Genomic DNA, 18,223 nt, shown 5'->3' with positions numbered 1-18,223 from the left:
TCTTGGGGCTGGCTTTCCTAGCCAATGACGGGTCGCTCCTCAGGAAGGTCGTACAAACGGACGCGGCTGCGCAGGGCGAGCGCGGAGGCGACGGTGATGGGGCCGAGCCGTCCGATGAACATCAGCGCGACCAACAGCAGATGCAAACCGGTGGGCAAGCCCGCGGTGATGCCGGTCGACAGTCCCACGGTGGCGAAGGCCGAGGTGACCTCGAACAGGGACCGGTCCAGGCCGTGGTCGGTGAAGACCACGAAGGCCAGGGTGGAGACGGCGACCGCGGCCACGGACAGCAGCACCACGGTCAGCGCCTGACGTTGCAGGTCGCCGTGGAGACGGCGGTGGAAGATGTTGACCGCGCCCTCGCCGCGGATCTCCGCGTATATGACGAAGAACAGCACGGCGAAGGTGGTGACCTTGATACCGCCGGCGGTGCCGGCGCTGGCGCCGCCGATGAACATCAGCACGTCCGTGCCCAACCAGCTCGCGGGATTCATCTGGGAGGTGTCGAGGCTGTTGAACCCGGCGGTACGCGGCATGACGCCCTGGAAGAAGCCGGCCAGCAGTTTCCCGGGGGCGTGGAGAGGGCCGAGGGTGGCCGGGTTGGACCACTCGATCACGGTGATGAAGGCGCTGCCGCCGACCAGGAAGATCGCGGATGCCCACACCACGATCTTGGTGTGCAGGGACCAGGCCCGCGGCCGGTGCCCGTGGCGGCGCAGCTCGAACAGGACCGGGAAGCCCAGCCCGCCGGCGATGACCGCCAACGCGATGGGCAGGCAGATCCATGGATCGGTGACGAAGCCCATGAGGCTGTCGGAGTACAGGGCGAAGCCGGCGTTGTTGAACGCGGATACGGCATGGAAGACGCCGAGCCACACCGCCCGCGGCCAGGGCTCGTCATAGGCGGTGCCGAACCGCAGGGTCAGTACCAGTGCGGTGACCGTCTCCAGCAGCAGACTGACCTTGACCACACCGGTGACGACCGAGCGGACATCCCCCAGCCCCAGGGTCTTGGTCTCCGCGGCTGCGGTCAGCCGTGCCTTGAGGCCGATGCGGTGCGACACCAGCAGGACCAGCAGGGAGGCGAAGGTCATGATGCCGAAACCGCCCACCTGGATGAGCCCGAGGATCACCGCCTGTCCGAAGCCGGTCCAGTAGCCGGGCGTGTCGACAACGGCCAGACCGGTCACACACACCGCGGAGGTGGAGGTGAACAACGCCTCCACGGCACTCGCACCGCCCGGACCGGCCTTGGCCACGGGCAGCATCAGCAGACCGGTCCCAGCCGCGACCGCCGCGGCGAAACCCGTCACGACCACCTGCGCCGGATGCCGCAGACGTGGCCATCGCCGAGTCACCACAACAGGCCTTCCGCTTCGCGGAAAGGCATCACGATTGTTCGCACTGGGAGACGATAGACAATACCCCCACTGCTCTCGGCAGCAGGCCCTGTTCTCCGTCCACCCGGGACAACGCGGCCGAACGCAAGCGTGGGGCTCCCATGGTGGCGGTCACCACCCGCCCGGCTCTCCCCCTGGCCCTACCGAGGCCGCGCACGCATGTCCGCCCGGCGCAGCGACAGGCACGACGCCGGGAGGGCAGGGACGAGTCACCGGTTCACTCGTCTCCGCCTCCCGGCGTCGGGCGCCTGTCCCGGCGACCTCAGTGACCGGTGCGGACGGCCACAGTTGCGGTCATGGCCGGTGAAGCGCGGGGGTCAGGCGGTGGCGCTCTTGCGGCGGCGCGCGACGAACATGGTGCCGACACCGAGGGCGACGGCGGCGCCGCCTGCGAGTGCGATGGCCGGGAGGGCGGAACTGGAGCCGGTTTCGGCGAGGCGGCCCTGCGGGTCGATCTGGGTGTTGCCCACCGGCTTGACCGGAAGCGGCTTGGCGCCGCCCTGCGGCTTGGCGTCACCGGTGTCGGCCGGGGTGGAGCCGGCGGCCAGGGTGCCGAACTCGTAGCAGCCGTCGTCGCCGGAGCGGACGCAGTCACCCTCTGCTTACGCGTAGCCACCGGCAGGACCCGCGCGTGGAATCGTTCGCCGGCCTCGGCTGAGGGACACGAGGCCGGCCGGCAGCCGCTCACGGGCATGTGGGGGCAGATCCGCACGCGGACGGGGCGGCACGAGGTGCGCAAGGCGACCAGCGCGATCGTCCCGGCTACTTCGGGTCGCGGTTGAACTGCGCCGTCGACCAGCGGGAGCCGACGACGATCAGGGCGACGCACCAGGCGATCGCGATCCAGCCGTTGTTGCCGATCCCGGTGCCGAGGAGGAGGCCGCGGAGGGTTTCGATGGCGGGGGTGAAGGGCTGGTACTCGGCGATCGGCTGGAACCAGCCCGGCATCGTGTCGGCCGGGATGAAGGCGCTGGAGATGAGCGGCAGAAGGATCAGCGGCATGGCCATATTGCCGGCCGCCTCGGGGTTCGGACTGATCGCGCCCATGCCGACCGCGATCCAGGTGAGTGCCAGGGCGAACAGCGTGATCAGCCCGAACGCCGCGATCCACTCCAGTGCCGTGGCGTCCGTGGATCGGAAGCCCATCGCCACCCCGACGGCGCCGACGAGGACCACGCTCATCACGCACTGCAGCACACCGCCGGCGACATGCCCGACGAGCAGGGCCCCCCGGTAGACCGCCATCGTGCGGAAACGGGCGGTGAGCCCCTGGGTCATGTCCATGCAGACGGACACCGCGGCTCCGATCACGGTGCTGCCGACGGTCATCAGCAGCAGGCCGGGGACGATGTAGGCGAGGTAGTCGGAGCGGTCGCCACCGCTGATGCCGGCGCTCATCACGTCGCCGAAGACGTAGACGAAGAGCAACAGCATCATGACCGGCGTGAGCAGAAGGTTCAGGGTCCCTGACGGGTAGCGCCATGCGTGCAGCAGGTTGCGGCGCAGCATCGTGGACGAGTCGCGCACGGCGAGGGAGAGGGAGTTCATCGGGCGGACTCCTTGGGCTGGTCCGGGACGTTGGCGCCGCCGGTCAGGGCGAAGAACACGTCGTCGAGGTCGGGGGTGTGGACGGTCAGTTCGTCCGCCTCGACGCCGGCGGAGTCGAGCCGGTCGAGAAGGGAGCGCAGTTCGCGCTGGCTGCCGTCGCTGGGGACGGAGAGCGACAGTGCCTCGTCGTGCCGGGTGACCTCGCACAGGGCGGAGGCCGCGGACCGGTAGTCGGCCGGGTCGGTGAAGCGGAGCCGGACGTGTCCGCCGGGGACGAGGCGCTTGAGCTCCTCGGCGCTCCCCTCGGCGGCGATCCTGCCGTCGTTCAGCACCACGATGCGGTCGGCGAGTTCGTCGGCCTCCTCCAGGTACTGGGTGGTGAGGAGGACGGTGACGCCGCCGGTGACCAGTTCGCGGATGATCTGCCACATGGTGTGGCGGGAGCGCGGGTCGAGGCCGGTGGTCGGCTCGTCGAGGAAGATGATCCGCGGGCTGCCGACCAGGGTCATGGCGATGTCGAGGCGGCGCTTCATGCCGCCGGAGTAGGTGGAGGCGGGCTTCTCCGCCGCCCCGGTGAGGTCGAACCGCTCCAGCAGCTCGGCGGCGACCCGCCGCCCCCGTGCACGGGGGAGGTGGTGCAGGTCCGCCATCAGGAGCATGTTCTCCTCGCCGGTGATCAGGTCGTCCACGGCGGAGAACTGCCCGGTGACACCGATTCCGGCCCGGACCGCCTGCGGGGCGTCGGCCAGGTTGTGTCCGCCGACGTGCAGTTCGCCTTCGTCGGCGGTGACGAGCGTGGACAGGATCTTGACGACGGTGGTCTTGCCTGCGCCGTTCGGGCCGAGCAGTGCGAACACGGACCCGGCCGGGATGTGCAGATCGATGCCGTCGAGGACGAGCTTTTCGCCGTATGACTTACGTAGTCCGACGGCGGAGACGGCGGCGGGCGACGGACGACCACCCTCTTGATCGAATGTGGGCATGACAAATAAAGGCATCGCGGCTTCCTTTCGGAGGCTGGAGAGACAGGGGGAACGGAAGCTGTTCCGGACTTGGACCGAGCGACCGGCAGCGACTGCACGCCAGGCGTGGCGCCCGGGGAACGGCGTCGAACGGCCTGGCGGCGGGGAACTGTCCGCCGGGGCGTCGGCGGGGAACTGCCCGCCGGGCGTCGACGGGGCCGGGTCAGATCTCCCGGCGGGCTCGATCACCTCGACGAACGGGGTCCGCGGCGGGTTCCGGGGCCGGCCGGCCCGCGTCCGTTCGTACTGTGCCGGGGCGAACGAACCGCGTGGGCGGACTGCACCGCTCGCACGAGGTGTTGGGTGTCACTTCCCGGTCGTGCCGGGTTCCTCGCTGATGGACTCCTGGTAGACGTCCGCATAGGTGCGGGAGTCCTTGACCAGCTCGTCGCAGAAAGCGGCCACGTCCGTGCCGATGAGCTCCAGGACCCCCTTGCCCGCGGCGACGCCCTCCTCGAAGAAATCGACGATCCCGGGCAGCAGGGGTCCGTCGTGCAGGTCGACCGGTCCGACCTTGAACAGGTACTTCTGCATCTCCTTGTAGACGATCTGGTAGTCCGGCGGGAGCGCCTTGACCCGCGCCGTGTGCGCCCGCCACTGCTTCTTGCCCTCGATGATGTCCTGGATGCCCACGTCAGCCTCCCAGCCGGCTCAATTTCCTCGCGACGTTCCTGTTCAACTGCTCGCGCCACCGGTCGCGATAGGTCCGGGCCCCTTCTCCACCGGCCAGCGCCGTGCAGAAGCCCCGGACGTCGTCGCCGAGCACCTCGTGGACGCTCTGCCCGTCCGCCGCCGTCTCCTCGAGCAGCCCCAAGGCGGCGTCGATGATCGGCGTCAGGTTGCGGCCGGTGAAGTCCCCATGGGGAAGGAGGTGTGCCTTGATCTGTCCCCACGCCGCCCGGTAGTCGTCCGGCAGGGCCTCGGCCCGGGCTTCGAACGCCTTCCAGTCCCTGGTGAGATCACTGCCCGTGATCTTCTCCCAGAAGTTCATCCCTCACCCTCCTTGAGTCTGTCGATGCGTGATGAGACGTACTGCCATTTCGTCCAGAACTTCGCGAGCTCCTCGCGTCCGGCGTCGTTGAGGGCGTAGAACTTGCGCGGCGGACCGACCCCGGACGGCCGTTTCGTCACTTGGACGAGTCCGTTCCTCTCCAGGCGCAGCAAGATGGTGTACACGGTCCCCTCGACGACGTCGACGAAGCCGAGTTCGTTCAGCCGGCGGGTGATGGCGTACCCGTAGGTTTCCTCGCTGCCGATGATCTGGAGCACGCACCCTTCGAGCGTGCCCTTCAGCATCTCCGTCAGGTCGTCCATCGTGAGCCTGCCCTCCTCGGCCCAACAGTACTGTGTAGTACTGAGTACCACTACACAGTAGCACTGACTAGTGGGCGGCGTCACCGGGCGGGCGGCGGCCTTCCACGGTGGCGGAGAACCGGCCGTAGCCGTACACGGATGCCGCCGAGGAACCGAGGACCAGGACGAGGACCGCACAGGTGCGGCAGTGCTGCGACCGGTCACGTTGCCGACCGCGGTCGCCGTCTGGTGTGGTGGTTCGGGGAACCGAGGCCCGGGAAGGATCGACGACATGATCATTTTTGGCACCAAGGGGTATCTGCACCAGCTGGCGATACTGACGCTGGTGTGCGCGCAGTGCGGGAACCCCGCCGCGCACACGCTCAGGAAGCGGGTCACCAAGTTCACCCTGTTCTTCGTGCCGCTGTTCCCGGTCTCCACGAAGTACGCGACGCAGTGCACCTTCTGCGGCGCGGAGCAGAAGGTGACCGGGGAACAGGCCGAGCAGCTCCAGGCGCAGGCCCTCGGCGGCGGTCAGGGGTACGGGCAGCAGGCGCAGCAGCAGCCCTACCGGCCGTAGCCGGCCGCGGTCCACGCCGCTCCACGCCTCGTCGTACGGGTCCTGCGGGACCGGGACCGGTTCGGGGAGGCGAGGTGGCGGGACGCCTCGTCGTGCGTCTCCTCCTCCCGGCCGTCCTCCGGTTCCTCCGTTCCGCTCGGGGGAGATGTGGTGAGGGCCACGAGCCGGGTGTGCCTCCGGTACGTACGGGCGCGAGCGAACGGGGCCGCGCCCGGGCCCCTCCCCCTCGGTGCGGAGGGCAGGGCGCGGCCTGGAACCACCCGCCACGATGAGGCAGTCTCTTCCCCTGTGGTGAGCTTCCTTCCCAACCCGGCCCTGCCGAGCGACCCGTCGGCGCACATGGTGGTGTGCGGGGACGACGGGCTCGCGCACCGGCTCGCCGCCGAACTGCGCGGCGTGTACCGCGAGCAGGTGACCCTCGTCGTGCCGCCGACCGGGCGCGGCGTGCGGCAGCCGATGGCCGGGCGGGCCCGTGCGGCCTCCGTGGCCCTGATCGACCGGGTCGTGACCGTGGTCAACCGGGGCAACGGCGGGTCCGGCGACACCCTGGCGCCCGGTGAGCGGGTCGTGGAGGCCGCCGAGCCGACCGAGGCCGTACTCGCCGGGGCCGGGGTGGAACGCGCCGCCGCGCTGGCGCTGGTGTACGACGACGACGAGACCAACATCCGTGCCGCCCTGACCGCCCGCCGGCTCAACCCCCGGCTGCGGCTCGTCCTCCGGCTGTACAACCGGCGGCTCGGACAGTACATCGAGGAACTGCTCGATCAGGCAGCCGGGTTGACGGGCGGCGACGGCGCACCGGGACGCGGTGGGACCGATGGGGCCGACATCTCCACCACCGTGCTGTCCGACGCCGACACGGCCGCGCCCGCACTGGTCGCCACCGCGCTCGTCGGCAGCGGCAAGGTCGTCGACGCGGAGGGGCTGCTGCTGCGGGCGGTGGAGCGCCGCCCTCCGGGCCCGGGCGAGGTGGCCGACCCGGGTCTGTGCACCCTCGCACTGCTCTCCGCCACCAGCAACGACCCCGCGGGGGACGAGGGTTCGGAGGACAGCGGCGAGCAGGGGCCGCGGCTGCTGCCCGATGCGGCGGCGGTTGCGGCGGCGACCGGGCGGGGGACCGTGGTGCTGGAGCAACTGTCGTACTCCGGGCCCCCGTTGCCGACCCGACGGGGCGGACCGCCGTTCGCCTCGCTGTTCTCGCCACGCTTGCGGTGGTCGCTGGCGGGGCTGGTGGCGGCGGTGGTCGCGCTCGCCGTCGCGCTGACGGTGGTGGCACGGGACAACCCGCTGCACGCCACGTACGTCACACTGCTCGACCTCTTCGCGATCAACGAGCCCGCGCACCACGAGAGCACCGGGCGGCAGGTGCTGCAACTGCTGTCCATGCTGGTGGGGGTGCTGCTGCTGCCGGTGCTGCTGGCGGCGGTGCTGGAGGCTCTGGGGACGTTCCGCACGGCGTCGGCGCTGCGGAAGCCGCCGCGCGGGCTGAGCGGGCACATCGTGCTGCTCGGACTGGGAAAGATCGGGACGCGGGTACTGACGCGGCTGCGGGAGCTGCACATTCCGGTGGTGTGCGTCGAGGCCGACCCGGAGGCGCGGGGCATGGCCGTGGCGCGGCGGCTACGGGTGCCGGTGGTGCTGGGGGACGTCACGCAGGAGGGGGTCCTGGAAGCCGCGAAGATCCACCGCGCGGACGCGTTACTGGCCCTGACCAGCGCGGACACGACGAATTTGGAGTCGGTGCTGTACGCACGGTCCGTACGGCCCGACCTGCGGGTGGTGCTGCGGCTGTACGACGACGACTTCGCGAAGGCGGTGTACCGGACGCTGCGGACCGCGCACCCCTCTGCGCTGACGCGGAGCCGGAGTGTCTCGCATCTGGCCGCGCCCGCGTTCGCCGGCGCGATGATGGGGCGGCAGATCCTGGGGGCGATCCCGGTGGAACGGCGGGTGCTGCTGTTCGCGGCGGTCGTCGTGGGCGGGTGCGCACCGTTGGAGGGGCGGACGGTGGGGGAGGCGTTCCGGGCGGGGGCCTGGCGGGTGCTGGCGCTGGACACGGCGGGGTCCGCCTCCGGCGAGGAGGGAGCGCCGGGGTCCGGGCTGGTGTGGGACCTCCCCGACACGTACGTGCTGCGCGCCGAGGACCGGGTGGTGCTGGCCGCCACCCGGCGGGGGCTGGCGGAGCTGTTGGGACCGCGGGCGCGGAGCGCGACGTAGCGCTTGCCGCTGGGCGCCGGGTGGGCCTCGCCCGCCCACGTCTGCACGGTGCGCGGAGCTGCCGCTGGGCGGGGGCTGGCTTCACTTGCCCGCGCACGTGGGGCGCCGCTGCGCCCACCCGTGCCGCCCCAGCGGCACGACGCCGTGGCTACGGAGGCGCAGGGGGTGGGTGCCGCCCCCTGCGGCACGACGGCCCGCAGTGGTGCGTGACCGCCCCGCAGCTGCGGGGCGGCTCGGTCGCCCGCGGCTATGCGGGGAGGTGTTCGGCTGCGAAGGCGAGCTCCCGGCGGACCTGTTTGATGCGTTCGTCGACCACCAGGGAGCCGTGGCCGGCGTCATAGCGGTAGACCTCGTGGACCGCGTCGCGGGACTCGAGGCGTTTGACGTAGTTCTCGATCTGCTGGATGGGGCAGCGGGGGTCGTTGACGCCCGCCGAGATGTAGACCGGGGCCTTGACCTGGTCGACGTAGGTGATCGGGGAGGACGCCTCGAAGCGCTCCGGGACCTCCTCCGGGGTACCGCCGAGCAGCGTGCGGTCCATCGCCTTCAGGGCTTCCATCTCGTCGTGGTACGCCGTGACGTAGTCGGCGACCGGAACCGCCGCGATGCCCACCGCCCACGCGTCGGGCTGCGTGCCGATGCCGAGCAGGGTGAGGTAGCCGCCCCAGGAACCGCCGGTGAGGACAAGCCGGGCCGGGTCGGCGAGACCGGAGGTGACCGCCCACTCCCGCACCGCCGCGATGTCCTCCAGCTCGATCAGGCCCACCCGGTGCTTCAGCGCGTCGGTCCAGGCACGGCCGTAGCCCGTGGAGCCCCGGTAGTTGACGCGGACCACCGCGTAGCCGTGGTCGACCCAGGCGGCCGGGCCGGCCGCGAAGGAGTCGCTGTCGTGCCAGGTGGGGCCGCCGTGGATGTCGAAGACCGTCGGGAGCGGACCGTTCGCGCCGGCCGGCTTCTGGACGAGCGCGTGGATGCGCCCGCCCGGACCCTCCACCCACACGTCCTCCACCGGCACCGATCCGGGCGACTTCATCCCGGGCGGGTCGAGGACCATCCCGCCCGTCGTGGACCGCACCGCCGGCGGCCGGGCCGCCGACGACCACAGGTACTCCACACTGCCGTCGGGCCGGGCCGTCGCACCCGAGACCGCGCCGCGCGGGGTGGGGATCCTCACCAGCCGGCGTTCGGCCAGGTCGTAGCGGAACAGTTCGCCGCGGGCCTCGAAGCCGTGCACGACGAGCAGTCCCGTGCCGTCCGGATACCACTCGGCGCTCACGTCACCGGGCAGCTCCAGCGCGAGGTCGGTCTCCTCCCCCGTCGCCGCGTCCCACACCAGGGGCTCCCAGCGTCCGCGCCGCTGGTGCCCGATGAGCAGCCGGGTGTCGCCCGCCACCGGCGCGAAGCCCAGCACCTCGAGACCCAGCTCCCGCGTGCCGCCCTCGGTGTCGTCGAGCTCGGCGACCGTCGTGCCGTCGGGCCGCAGCACCCGCAGCGCGGAGTGCATCGCGTCACCGTGCTCGGTGTGCTCCACCGCGATCAGCGAACCGTCGTGGGAGAGGTCCCCGACGCCCGCCGACTCGCGGTGCCGGTAGATCTCCACGGGCCCCTCGCCCGTGCGGGCCAGGTGGATCGTCGTGCCGTCCTCGTCCGTGGAACGGCCCACGACCGCCGTGCGGCCGTCCCTGCCCAGCGCGAGTCCCGCCGGGTACGAGGGGTCGAGGCCCGGTACCGCGAGCTCGTCCTCGCCGCCCGCGAACCGCTGCCGACGCCACACGCCGAACTCGTCGCCGTCCTTGTCGTCGAACCACCAGATCCACTCGCCGTCCGGCGAGAGCACGCCGTCCGTCGTGCCGTTGGGCCGGTCCGTCACCTGCCGCTGCTCGCCCGTCGCCCGGTCCCAGGCGTACAGCTCGTACGTCCCCGTCGCGTTCGACACGAACAGGGAGCGGTCGGGGGCGTCCTCCGCCCAGTCGGGCAGGGACACCCGGGGCGCCCGGAAGCGCTTCTCCCAGTCGGGCATGTCCGCGCCCTGTTCCACTCGCTCGGTCTGGTGGTCCGCCCGGCCCGGCGCGTCGAACGCGTTGCTCTCAGTCATGACCCCATACTGCCCGTCCGGGAGGGCATCGCGCCGCCGAGCCCCTCAGCCTGTGGACAACTTCTTCCCGGTCTTTCACCGACGCCTCGCGGGGACGGCCCGCGGCACGGCGACCCCGCGGGACGTGAACCGCCCGCAAACCCGTACCGTTGAGGGCGTGTACCGGTTTCTGCTGACGCCCCGCTGGTGGGGGATCAACGTCTTCCTGCTGCTCTCCATCCCCTTCTGCGTCTTCATGGGGTCCTGGCAGCTGGGCCGGTTCGAGGACCGGGTGGACAGCCACCGCGACGCCGAGGCGCGGATCGCCACGGACAAGCGGGAGGTGGCCAGGCCGCTGGACGAGCTGCTGCCCGTGACCAAGGCCACCTCCGGCAGGCAGGCCACCGCGAGCGGCCGGTACGACACCCAGCTGCTGGTGCCCGACCGCACGCTGGACGACAAGGAGGGCTACTACGTCCTGACCCTGCTGCGCACCGGCACCGGCCGCGCGCTGCCCGTCGTCCGGGGCTGGCTGCCCGGCACCCCCGACCCGGCCGAGGTGCCCGCGGCACCCACCGGTGAGGTCACCGTCACCGGCGCGCTCCAGGCGTCCGAGACCCCGGGCAGCAACGGTGTCAGCGCCCGCGGCGGACTGCCCGAGGGGCAGACGGCGGCGATCAGCTCGGCGTCGCTGGTGAACCTCGTGGAGTACGACGTGTACGACGCCTGGGTCACGCTCAACCGGGGCGACTCGGGGATGCGGGCGGTGCCGGCGACCGTGCCGGGCGGCACCGGGCTGGACCTGAAGGCGTTCCAGAACCTCGGCTACACCGCCGAGTGGTTCGCCTTCGTCGGCTTCGTGATCTTCATGTGGTTCCGCCTGCTCCGCCGCGAGGTGGAGCAGGCCCGCGACGCGGAACTGGGCCTGGTCCCGGACGGGAACCAGGACGAGGACCAGGCCGGGAAGCGGGAACCGGAGCAGTCGAGTCCGTCAGCGGTCTGACAGCGGACCGGACCGGACCGACGGACCGACAGCAGCCACCGGAGAACGCCCCGTCACGCCCCCGTCAGCAGGCCCGTGTAGTACACCGTACCCGCGCACGCGTTGCTCAGCGTCGTGGTGGCCGAGCCGGTGCCCGTGGGCGGCGTGTACGTCACCGCCACACCGCCGTCCCCGACGCCGTCCTCCCTGACCAGCTGGGCGACCGTGCCGCTGTCGGCGTCCGTGGACGCACCGGCCGTCGTGGTCGGGGCGCCGCTCGGGGTCGGGTCGGGCGAGGGCTCGCCGGTGTCGCCGCCCGTGCTGCCGCCCGGAGCCGTGCAGGTCTCGGAGGGCACCCAGGCGAACTTCACCTCGTACGCCGCCCCCGGCTTGAGCACCAACTGCGCTGCCTCCAGCGACGGGTCGGGCAGTCCGGCCGCCGCGTCCCCCGCCACATGCCGCGCCGAACCCACCTTCCCGGTGTCGGCGGCGCCCTGCGGGACCACGTTCACGGAGCCGGCGGCCTCGACGGTACAGATCGCGGTGGAGACGTTGACGACCCGGAACGAGCCGTAGACCGCGCCCGTGGAATCGGGGGCGTTGCTGAACGCCGTCGCCGGGCCGAGCTGGGCGGCGGTGCAGGCGGGCGTCCCGGCGGCGGCGCTGGGCGAGGGGGCGGTCCCCTCCGTCGCGCCCGTACCGGAGCCGGGGCTCGCCCCGTCCTCGTCCTCGTCCTTCCTGTCGTTCCTGCCGGTCCCCTCGATCTGGTCCGAAGCGCCGCCCGCGGTGCTCTCACCGCCCTCCGGGTCCTTGCCCTGTCCGGTGCCGCCCTGCGCCTGCGCGGCGTGGCCGACGGCGGAGGGATCGGCGTCGGAGCCGGTGCCGCCGGAGACGTGGACGAGGGCGGGGACGGCGGTGCCGAGGAAGAGGGCGGCGGCGGCCGCGCCGACGAGGGCCTGGCGCTTGCGGGCCCGGCGGGCGGGGACGGCCCGGCGCAGGTGGTCCAGGGTGCCGTCGGTCGGCTCCACCTCCCGCACCGCCTGCCGCAGCAGGGTACGCAGTGCCAGCTCGTCCGCGTCGAGCCCCTCGGAGCCCTGTCCGTCCAAACCGTCGTTCACAGTTCCGTTCCCAGCGTGCGTGTGCTTCGGTTCGTTCCCGTCTCCGGATCCCCCCGCCTCCTCGGGCGCGGACACGCCCTCGGACTCCCGCGCGGCGCCGGACGGGCGGGAGGCCCCCCGGTCCTCCGGCCCGTGCTCCTCGCGCCGCGCGCCCTCGCCGTCGCTCATGCCGGCTCCTCCATGACCAGCCGCAGCGCCGCGATGCCGCGGGAGCCGTACGCCTTCACCGAGCCCAGCGAGATGCCGAGGGTCTCGGCGACCTGCGCCTCGGTCATGTCCGCGAAGTAGCGCAGCACCAGCACCTCGCGCTGGCGGCGCTGCAGGCCCTTCATCGCCTTGATGAGGGAGTCGCGCTCCAACTGGTCATAGGCGCCCTCCTCCGCGCTCGCCATGTCGGGCATGGGCTTGGAGAGCAGCTTGAGGCCGAGGATGCGGCGGCGCAGCGCGGAGCGGGACAGGTTGACGACCGTCTGGCGCAGATAGGCCAGGGTCTTCTCCGGGTCCCGGACGCGCTTGCGGGCGGAGTGGACGCGGATGAACGCCTCCTGCACGACGTCCTCGCAGGAGGCGGTGTCGTCGAGGAGGAGCGCCGCGAGGCCCAACAGCGAGCGGTAGTGCGCGCGGTAGGTCTCGGTGAGGTGGTCGACGGTGGTGCCGGCCGCCACGACGTCGTCGGCGCCGTCGCGCTGATTCGGTATGCGGGCGGGGCGTGCTGCGGGCATGGGCGCGATCACCGGCATGCCGCCGGACGCGCCGGACATGCGGGGTCGGCGAGCCTGGCGGGGCGGCCGAAGGGCCGTGCCGCGCGACGCTGTGAAGTCGAGTACCTCAGCCACGCCAGTTGGACACGCTTCCCCTGGCAAGGGTTGTACGCGCCGGGCGTCACTTTTACGGCGGCCGGTCGGGCCGGTCGGCGGGCCGCGTCAGGCAGCACCACCGACAGCACATCAAATGCCCTCATGCGTCCCGCTCTTCCCCTGTGTCCCATATGAACGGACGTCCCCACGCCCGGTTCCGGACGTCCCCACGCCCGGAGAGCACCGCCCCCACGCTCCCCGGTGAGGGTGACCGCAAAGACGCTCCCCGCCCTCCGCACGGTTGCGGAGAACGGGGAGGTGGATCCTCGTGCGAGCCCCGCTCAATCCTCGGCTGCCGGAACGTCCCGATCAAGAGGCTCCGGCCGGGAATCCGGCTCGCAAGACTTAAATAGATCCTACAAACGAATGCCGTGCGATTCAGAACTTTTCACTGTTCAACCACTACGAGTTCGGCGACCTGCGCGGTGTTGAGCGCCGCCCCCTTGCGCAGGTTGTCCCCGCACACGAAGAGCTCCAGCGCGGTGGGGTCGTCCAGGGCCCGCCGTACCCGCCCGACCCAGGTCGGATCGGTGCCGACGACGTCGGCGGGGGTGGGGAACTCCCCAGCGGCCGGGTTGTCGAACAGGACCACGCCGGGCGCCGTGGCGAGGATCTCGCGCGCCTTGTCGACGGTGACCTCTCCCTCGAAGCGGGCGTGCACGGTGAGGGAGTGCGTGGTGACCACCGGGACGCGTACGCAGGTGACCGCCACGGGCAGGTGGGGCAGGCCGAGGATCTTGCGGGTCTCGTCCCGTACCTTCATCTCCTCCGAGGACCAGCCGTCCTCGCGCAGTGACCCGGCCCACGGCACGACGTTCAGCGCGACCGGCTCCGGGAACGGCCCGGTGTTGTCCCCCACGGCCCGCCGTACGTCGCCGGGGCGGGTTCCCAGCTCCGTGCCGGCCACCAGGGACAGCTGTTCGCGCAGGGTCCGCACGCCCGCGTGTCCGGCGCCGCTGACCGCCTGGTACGAGGAGACCACCAGCTCGCGCAGGCCGAACTCGGCGTGCAGCGCGCCCAGCGCGACGATCATCGACAGGGTGGTGCAGTTCGGGTTCGCGACGATCCCGCGCGGGCGCCTCCGCACGGCGTGCGGGTTGACCTCGGGAACGACGAGCGGCACCTCGGGGTCCATCCGGAACGCGCCGGAGTTGTCGACCACCACCGCGCCCCGCGCGGCGGCGACGGGCGCCCACCGCTCGGCGACCTCGTCGGGTACGTCGAACATCGCGACGTCGACCCCGTCGAAGGCCTCCTCGGTGAGCGCCACGACCTCGGCCTCCTCCCCGCGCACGGCCAGCTTGCGGCCGGCCGAGCGCGGGGAGGCGATCAGTCGGATCTCGCCCCAGACGTCCGCCCGCTGGGACAGGATCTGGAGCATGACCGTGCCGACGGCCCCGGTCGCTCCCACGACCGCGAGCGTCGGCCGCCCGGAACGTCCGGGCCCCGCGGCGCCGGCCATCAGCGGCCGGTGCCTCCGTAGACCACGGCCTCGTCGGTGTCGGAGTCGAGCCCGAACGCGGAGTGCACGGCGCGGACGGCCTCCGGCACGTCGTCCTTGCGGGTGACGACCGAGATGCGGATCTCGGAGGTCGAGATCAGCTCGATGTTCACACCGGCGTCGCTGAGCGCCGTGAAGAAGTCGGCCGTGACGCCGGGGTTGGTCTTCATCCCCGCGCCGACCAGGGAGATCTTGCCGATCTGGTCGTCGTAGCGCAGGGAGTCGAAGCCGATCGCGGCCTTGTTCTTCTCCAGCGCGTCGATGGCCTTGCGGCCCTCGGTCTTCGGCAGGGTGAAGGAGATGTCCGTCAGCCCCGTGGACGCGGCGGACACGTTCTGCACGACCATGTCGATGTTGATCTCGGCATTGGCGATCGTGCGGAAGATCGAGGCGGCCTCGCCGGGCTTGTCCGGCACGCCGACGACCGTGACCTTGGCCTCGGAGGTGTCGTGCGCGACACCGGAGATGAGAGCCTGCTCCACCTGCTTGTCCCCTTGCTTCATCGGCTCGCTGCTGACCCACGTGCCCTGCAGTCCGCTGAAGGACGAACGGACGTGGATCGGGATGTTGTACCGGCGGGCGTACTCCACACAGCGGTGGAGCAGCACCTTGGACCCGGAGGCCGCCAGCTCGAGCATGTCCTCGAACGCGATCCGGTCGATCTTCCGGGCCTTGCTCACCACGCGCGGGTCGGCGGTGAACACACCGTCCACGTCCGTGTAGATCTCGCACACCTCGGCGTCGAGCGCGGCGGCGAGGGCGACGGCGGTGGTGTCGGAACCACCGCGACCCAGCGTGGTGATGTCCTTGGTGTCCTGGCTGACGCCCTGGAAGCCGGCGACGATGGCGATGTTGCCCTCGTCCACCGACGCCTTGATCCGGCCCGGCGTGACATCGATGATGCGGGCTTTGTTGTGGACCGAGTCGGTGATGACACCTGCCTGGCTGCCGGTGAAGCTCTGGGCGTTGTGTCCCAGGTTCTTGATCGCCATGGCCAACAGGGCCATGGAGATCCGCTCTCCGGCGGTCAGCAGCATGTCGAGTTCGCGCCCGGCAGGGATCGGGGAAACCTGCTCGGCGAGATCGATCAGCTCGTCCGTCGTGTCGCCCATCGCGGAAACCACGGCGACCACCTGGTGGCCGTTCTTCTTGGCTTCCACGATCCGTTTGGCGACGCGCTTGATGCCCTCGGCATCGGCTACGGAGGAGCCTCCGTACTTCTGCACGACAAGGCCCACGTGCGCTCCTCGCTCAGTCCGTCGTTTTCCGCAGTCGGCACACACAGGTGTCCGCTGCGGTCGGCTCAGTCTATCGAGCGTCCGAAAAACCCCTCTGCGATATCGCATGATGAGACATCCGGCCACTCGTGCAGGGGGCTCCTGCCCATCCCGGCCCGGCCCACTCGGAAAAGCGACCCGCGTCACACGGCGGGTTCGGTCGACGAGGTCGTCGACGGGCTCGGTGCCGCTCGGACACGTCGACCGGGCAGTCGTCCGGTCGACGGACTCATCGGACGTTTCCGTCCCCGTCCGCCCGGTCCGCCACCGCGTATCCGGGCACGGACGGCCATCGGACGGTCAGCACGGCCGACTCCTCCTCCGCGGACCAGGAGTGGTCGGTTCCGCGCCCTCACACGACGTGGTCGCCCTGCTCTTCCAAAACGATGCGGCGGCCGGGGGTTCCACCCGCAACCGGCCGCTGACGAGGAGCAGGAGAGCGGTGCGTTCCTCGCCCTCCCCCACTGCGCCCGCTCGTCGCCGCGCGGATGGACGCCCCACCTGGCCTCCACCGCCTCGCTGTGCCGCGGGTCCCCGGCGTCCTCGAAGCGACCGAGGATCCGGCCCCGGCCCAGCGCCGCGTCCCTGCCCGCGTTGCCCACGCACACGCGGCCGGTCAGGTGAGCGGCCGCACGCCCAGCGGGGTGCCGATCTCCTCGGCCATGACCTTGCCCGCCTCGAACTCCAGGGTGTCGTCGCCCATGCCCTGGTCGGTGTCCAGGCCGTCGAGTTCGGCGAGGGGCTGGTTGAGGCGGACGTGGGCGACCACCGACTGGAGGGCGCGCAGGGCCGCGGACGCCGTGGAGCCCCAGTTGGAGAAGTAGGAGAACTGCCACCACCACAGGGCTTCCGTGGTGCGGCCGGCCTTGTAGTGGGCCAGGCCGTGGCGGAGGTCGGTGACGACGTCGGTGAGGTCGTCGGAGATCCGGGCCGGGACCGGGGCCTTGCGGGGCTCGTAGGGGTCGAAGACCTCCGAGTAGACGTCGATCGGCTCCAGCATACGGGCGAGGTTCTCGCGGAGTTCGTCCACGTCGGCCTCGGGACCCAGGTCGGGTTCGTAGCGCTCCTCGGGGACGATGTCCTCGTGTGCGCCCAGGCGGCCACCGGCCAGGAGGAGCTGGGAGACCTCCAGGAGGAGGAAGGGGACGGCCGAGTCCGGCTCGTCGCCCTTCGCGACCTCCGTGACGGCGACCAGGAAGCTCTCGATCTGATCCGCGATCTGGACCGCGAAGTCGTCCGGGTTCTGGTCCGTCGCGTGCAGCGTGGCATCAGACATCTAGGAGTCGTCTCCCCTCGAAGGCGCGGCCGAGGGTCACCTCGTCCGCGTATTCCAGGTCGCCGCCCACCGGGAGGCCGCTGGCCAGGCGGGTGACCTTCAGGCCCATGGGCTTGATCATGCGGGCGAGGTACGTCGCCGTGGCCTCGCCCTCGAGGTTGGGGTCCGTGGCCAGGATGAGCTCCGTGACGGTGCCGTCGGCCAGGCGGGCCAGGAGCTCCCGAATGCGCAGGTCGTCCGGGCCCACCCCGTCGATGGGACTGATCGCGCCGCCGAGGACGTGGTAGCGCCCGCGGAACTCACGGGTCCGCTCGATCGCCACGACGTCCTTGGGCTCCTCCACGACACAGATGACGGCCGGGTCGCGGCGGGTGTCGCGGCAGATGTTGCACTGCTCCTCCTGCGCGACGTTCCCACAGGTCGCGCAGAAGCGGACCTTCGCCTTGACCTCCATCAGCGCGTGCGCCAGACGCCGTACGTCCGTCGGTTCCGCCTGGAGGACGTGGAAGGCGATCCGCTGCGCGCTCTTGGGACCGACGCCGGGCAGCCGCCCCAGTTCGTCGATGAGGTCCTGGACCACGCCTTCGTACAACGGACTGCCGTCCTTCCTGGTGTTCCTTCAGTACGTACGGTAGAGGCCCGCGGGCCGTCCCGGAAAGGCCGGAGAGGTCAGAAGGGGAGGCCGGGAACGCCACCGCCGCCCAGCCCCTGGGCCAGCGGGCCGAGCTTCTGCTGCTGGAGGGTCTGCGCGTTCTCGTTGGCCGCCTGGACCGCCGCGACGATCAGGTCGGCGAGGGTCTCGGTGTCCTCCGGATCCACCGCCTTCGGGTCGATCACGAGGCCGCGCAGCTCGCCCGAGCCGGTGACGGTGGCCTTCACCAGGCCACCTCCCGACTGCCCGTCGACCTCGGTCCTCGCCAGCTCCTCCTGGGCCCTGGCCAGGTCCTGTTGCATCTTCTGGGCCTGCTGGAGGAGCTGCTGCATGTTCGGCTGGCCGCCACCGGGGATCACGATTGGGCTCCTTGGTCGGTCCGTCGGTAAGGGGTTTTACCGTTCGGCACGAGCCTACGTGGTCGCG

At 71.3% G+C, this 18,223-nt stretch carries 18 protein-coding genes and 1 pseudogene; 3 read left to right on the top strand and 16 right to left on the bottom strand.

Annotated features, from left to right (window positions below; genetic code table 11):
* Positions 1-17 precede the first annotated feature (17 nt).
* From KYY02_RS11740 to KYY02_RS11710, 7 genes are all read right to left on the bottom strand, one after another.
* The gene (locus tag KYY02_RS11740) at positions 18-1,319 is read right to left on the bottom strand and encodes a TrkH family potassium uptake protein (protein ID WP_371237840.1); all 1,302 of its coding nucleotides are present in this window, start codon (positions 1,317-1,319) and stop codon (positions 18-20) included.
* A gap of 398 nt (positions 1,320-1,717) precedes the next feature.
* Positions 1,718-1,870 carry an LAETG motif-containing sortase-dependent surface protein gene (locus tag KYY02_RS11735; RefSeq protein WP_371237839.1) on the bottom strand — a complete coding sequence of 51 codons (153 nt, stop codon included), beginning with the start codon at positions 1,868-1,870 and terminating at the stop codon, positions 1,718-1,720.
* Between the two features lie 292 nt (positions 1,871-2,162).
* Positions 2,163-2,948 carry an ABC transporter permease gene (locus tag KYY02_RS11730; RefSeq protein ID WP_371237838.1) on the bottom strand — a complete coding sequence of 262 codons (786 nt, stop codon included), beginning with the start codon at positions 2,946-2,948 and terminating at the stop codon, positions 2,163-2,165.
* Positions 2,945-3,946: an ATP-binding cassette domain-containing protein gene (locus KYY02_RS11725; RefSeq protein ID WP_371237837.1), complete on the bottom strand. Its 1,002-nt coding sequence runs from the start codon at positions 3,944-3,946 to the stop codon at positions 2,945-2,947. The genes KYY02_RS11730 and KYY02_RS11725 overlap by 4 nt, the downstream gene beginning before the upstream one ends.
* Positions 3,947-4,276: 330 nt before the next feature.
* Positions 4,277-4,603, bottom strand: coding sequence for a DUF1048 domain-containing protein (locus KYY02_RS11720; protein ID WP_371237836.1), 327 nt, complete (start codon positions 4,601-4,603; stop codon positions 4,277-4,279).
* A gap of 1 nt (position 4,604) precedes the next feature.
* Positions 4,605-4,961, bottom strand: coding sequence for a DUF1048 domain-containing protein (locus tag KYY02_RS11715; RefSeq protein ID WP_371237835.1), 357 nt, complete (start codon positions 4,959-4,961; stop codon positions 4,605-4,607).
* Complete coding sequence (locus KYY02_RS11710; protein WP_371237834.1) at positions 4,958-5,284, bottom strand: PadR family transcriptional regulator; 327 nt, start codon at positions 5,282-5,284, stop codon at positions 4,958-4,960. The genes KYY02_RS11715 and KYY02_RS11710 overlap by 4 nt, the downstream gene beginning before the upstream one ends.
* A 271-nt stretch (positions 5,285-5,555) precedes the next feature.
* On the opposite strand from KYY02_RS11710, the gene KYY02_RS11705 reads away from it, so the two are divergent.
* The gene (locus KYY02_RS11705; protein ID WP_371237833.1) at positions 5,556-5,843 is read left to right on the top strand and encodes a zinc-ribbon domain-containing protein; all 288 of its coding nucleotides are present in this window, start codon (positions 5,556-5,558) and stop codon (positions 5,841-5,843) included.
* Between the two features lie 339 nt (positions 5,844-6,182).
* Positions 6,183-8,060, top strand: coding sequence for an NAD-binding protein (locus KYY02_RS11700; protein ID WP_371237956.1), 1,878 nt, complete (start codon positions 6,183-6,185; stop codon positions 8,058-8,060).
* Between the two features lie 247 nt (positions 8,061-8,307).
* Here KYY02_RS11700 and KYY02_RS11695 read toward each other — a convergent pair whose 3' ends face one another.
* The gene (locus KYY02_RS11695) at positions 8,308-10,155 is read right to left on the bottom strand and encodes a S9 family peptidase (RefSeq protein ID WP_371237832.1); all 1,848 of its coding nucleotides are present in this window, start codon (positions 10,153-10,155) and stop codon (positions 8,308-8,310) included.
* A 157-nt stretch (positions 10,156-10,312) separates the two neighbouring features.
* Between KYY02_RS11695 and KYY02_RS11690 the strand changes: the two genes are divergently transcribed.
* A complete protein-coding gene (locus KYY02_RS11690) occupies positions 10,313-11,137 on the top strand; it encodes an SURF1 family protein (protein ID WP_371237831.1) in 825 nt (274 codons plus the stop codon).
* A 53-nt stretch (positions 11,138-11,190) separates the two neighbouring features.
* On the opposite strand, the gene KYY02_RS11685 is transcribed toward KYY02_RS11690, so the two are convergent.
* The 8 genes and pseudogenes from KYY02_RS11685 to KYY02_RS11650 all read right to left on the bottom strand — a co-directional run bounded on the left by KYY02_RS11685 (position 11,191) and on the right by KYY02_RS11650 (position 18,156).
* Positions 11,191-12,402, bottom strand: coding sequence for a hypothetical protein (locus tag KYY02_RS11685; RefSeq protein WP_371237830.1), 1,212 nt, complete (start codon positions 12,400-12,402; stop codon positions 11,191-11,193).
* The gene (locus tag KYY02_RS11680) at positions 12,399-12,974 is read right to left on the bottom strand and encodes a SigE family RNA polymerase sigma factor (RefSeq protein WP_371237955.1); all 576 of its coding nucleotides are present in this window, start codon (positions 12,972-12,974) and stop codon (positions 12,399-12,401) included. Before KYY02_RS11680 ends, KYY02_RS11685 begins: the two co-directional genes overlap by 4 nt.
* Before the next feature lie 505 nt (positions 12,975-13,479).
* Entirely contained in the window at positions 13,480-14,553 is a 1,074-nt protein-coding gene (locus KYY02_RS11675; RefSeq protein ID WP_371237829.1) for an aspartate-semialdehyde dehydrogenase, read from the bottom strand.
* Positions 14,553-15,830, bottom strand: coding sequence for an aspartate kinase (locus KYY02_RS11670; RefSeq protein WP_371237828.1), 1,278 nt, complete (start codon positions 15,828-15,830; stop codon positions 14,553-14,555). Before KYY02_RS11670 ends, KYY02_RS11675 begins: the two co-directional genes overlap by 1 nt.
* A gap of 268 nt (positions 15,831-16,098) precedes the next feature.
* Positions 16,099-16,489 (bottom strand): annotated as a pseudogene (locus KYY02_RS11665) (cupin domain-containing protein).
* Positions 16,486-17,145 (bottom strand): DUF5063 domain-containing protein, encoded by a 660-nt coding sequence (locus KYY02_RS11660; protein WP_371237827.1) that lies wholly within the window; start codon positions 17,143-17,145, stop codon positions 16,486-16,488. Before KYY02_RS11660 ends, KYY02_RS11665 begins: the two are co-directional and overlap by 4 nt.
* Entirely contained in the window at positions 17,138-17,737 is a 600-nt protein-coding gene (gene recR, locus KYY02_RS11655) for a recombination mediator RecR (RefSeq protein ID WP_371237826.1), read from the bottom strand. Before recR ends, KYY02_RS11660 begins: the two co-directional genes overlap by 8 nt.
* Positions 17,738-17,814: 77 nt before the next feature.
* Complete coding sequence (locus KYY02_RS11650) at positions 17,815-18,156, bottom strand: YbaB/EbfC family nucleoid-associated protein (RefSeq protein ID WP_371237825.1); 342 nt, start codon at positions 18,154-18,156, stop codon at positions 17,815-17,817.
* Positions 18,157-18,223: the final 67 nt, after the last annotated feature.

It is taken from the genome of Streptomyces pimonensis, assembly GCF_041380215.1.
GTDB classification, from domain to species: Bacteria; Actinomycetota; Actinomycetes; order Streptomycetales; family Streptomycetaceae; genus Streptomyces; species Streptomyces pimonensis.
Note: the sequence above shows the minus strand (reverse complement) of the source record. Positions and strands in the feature narration are given on the sequence as shown.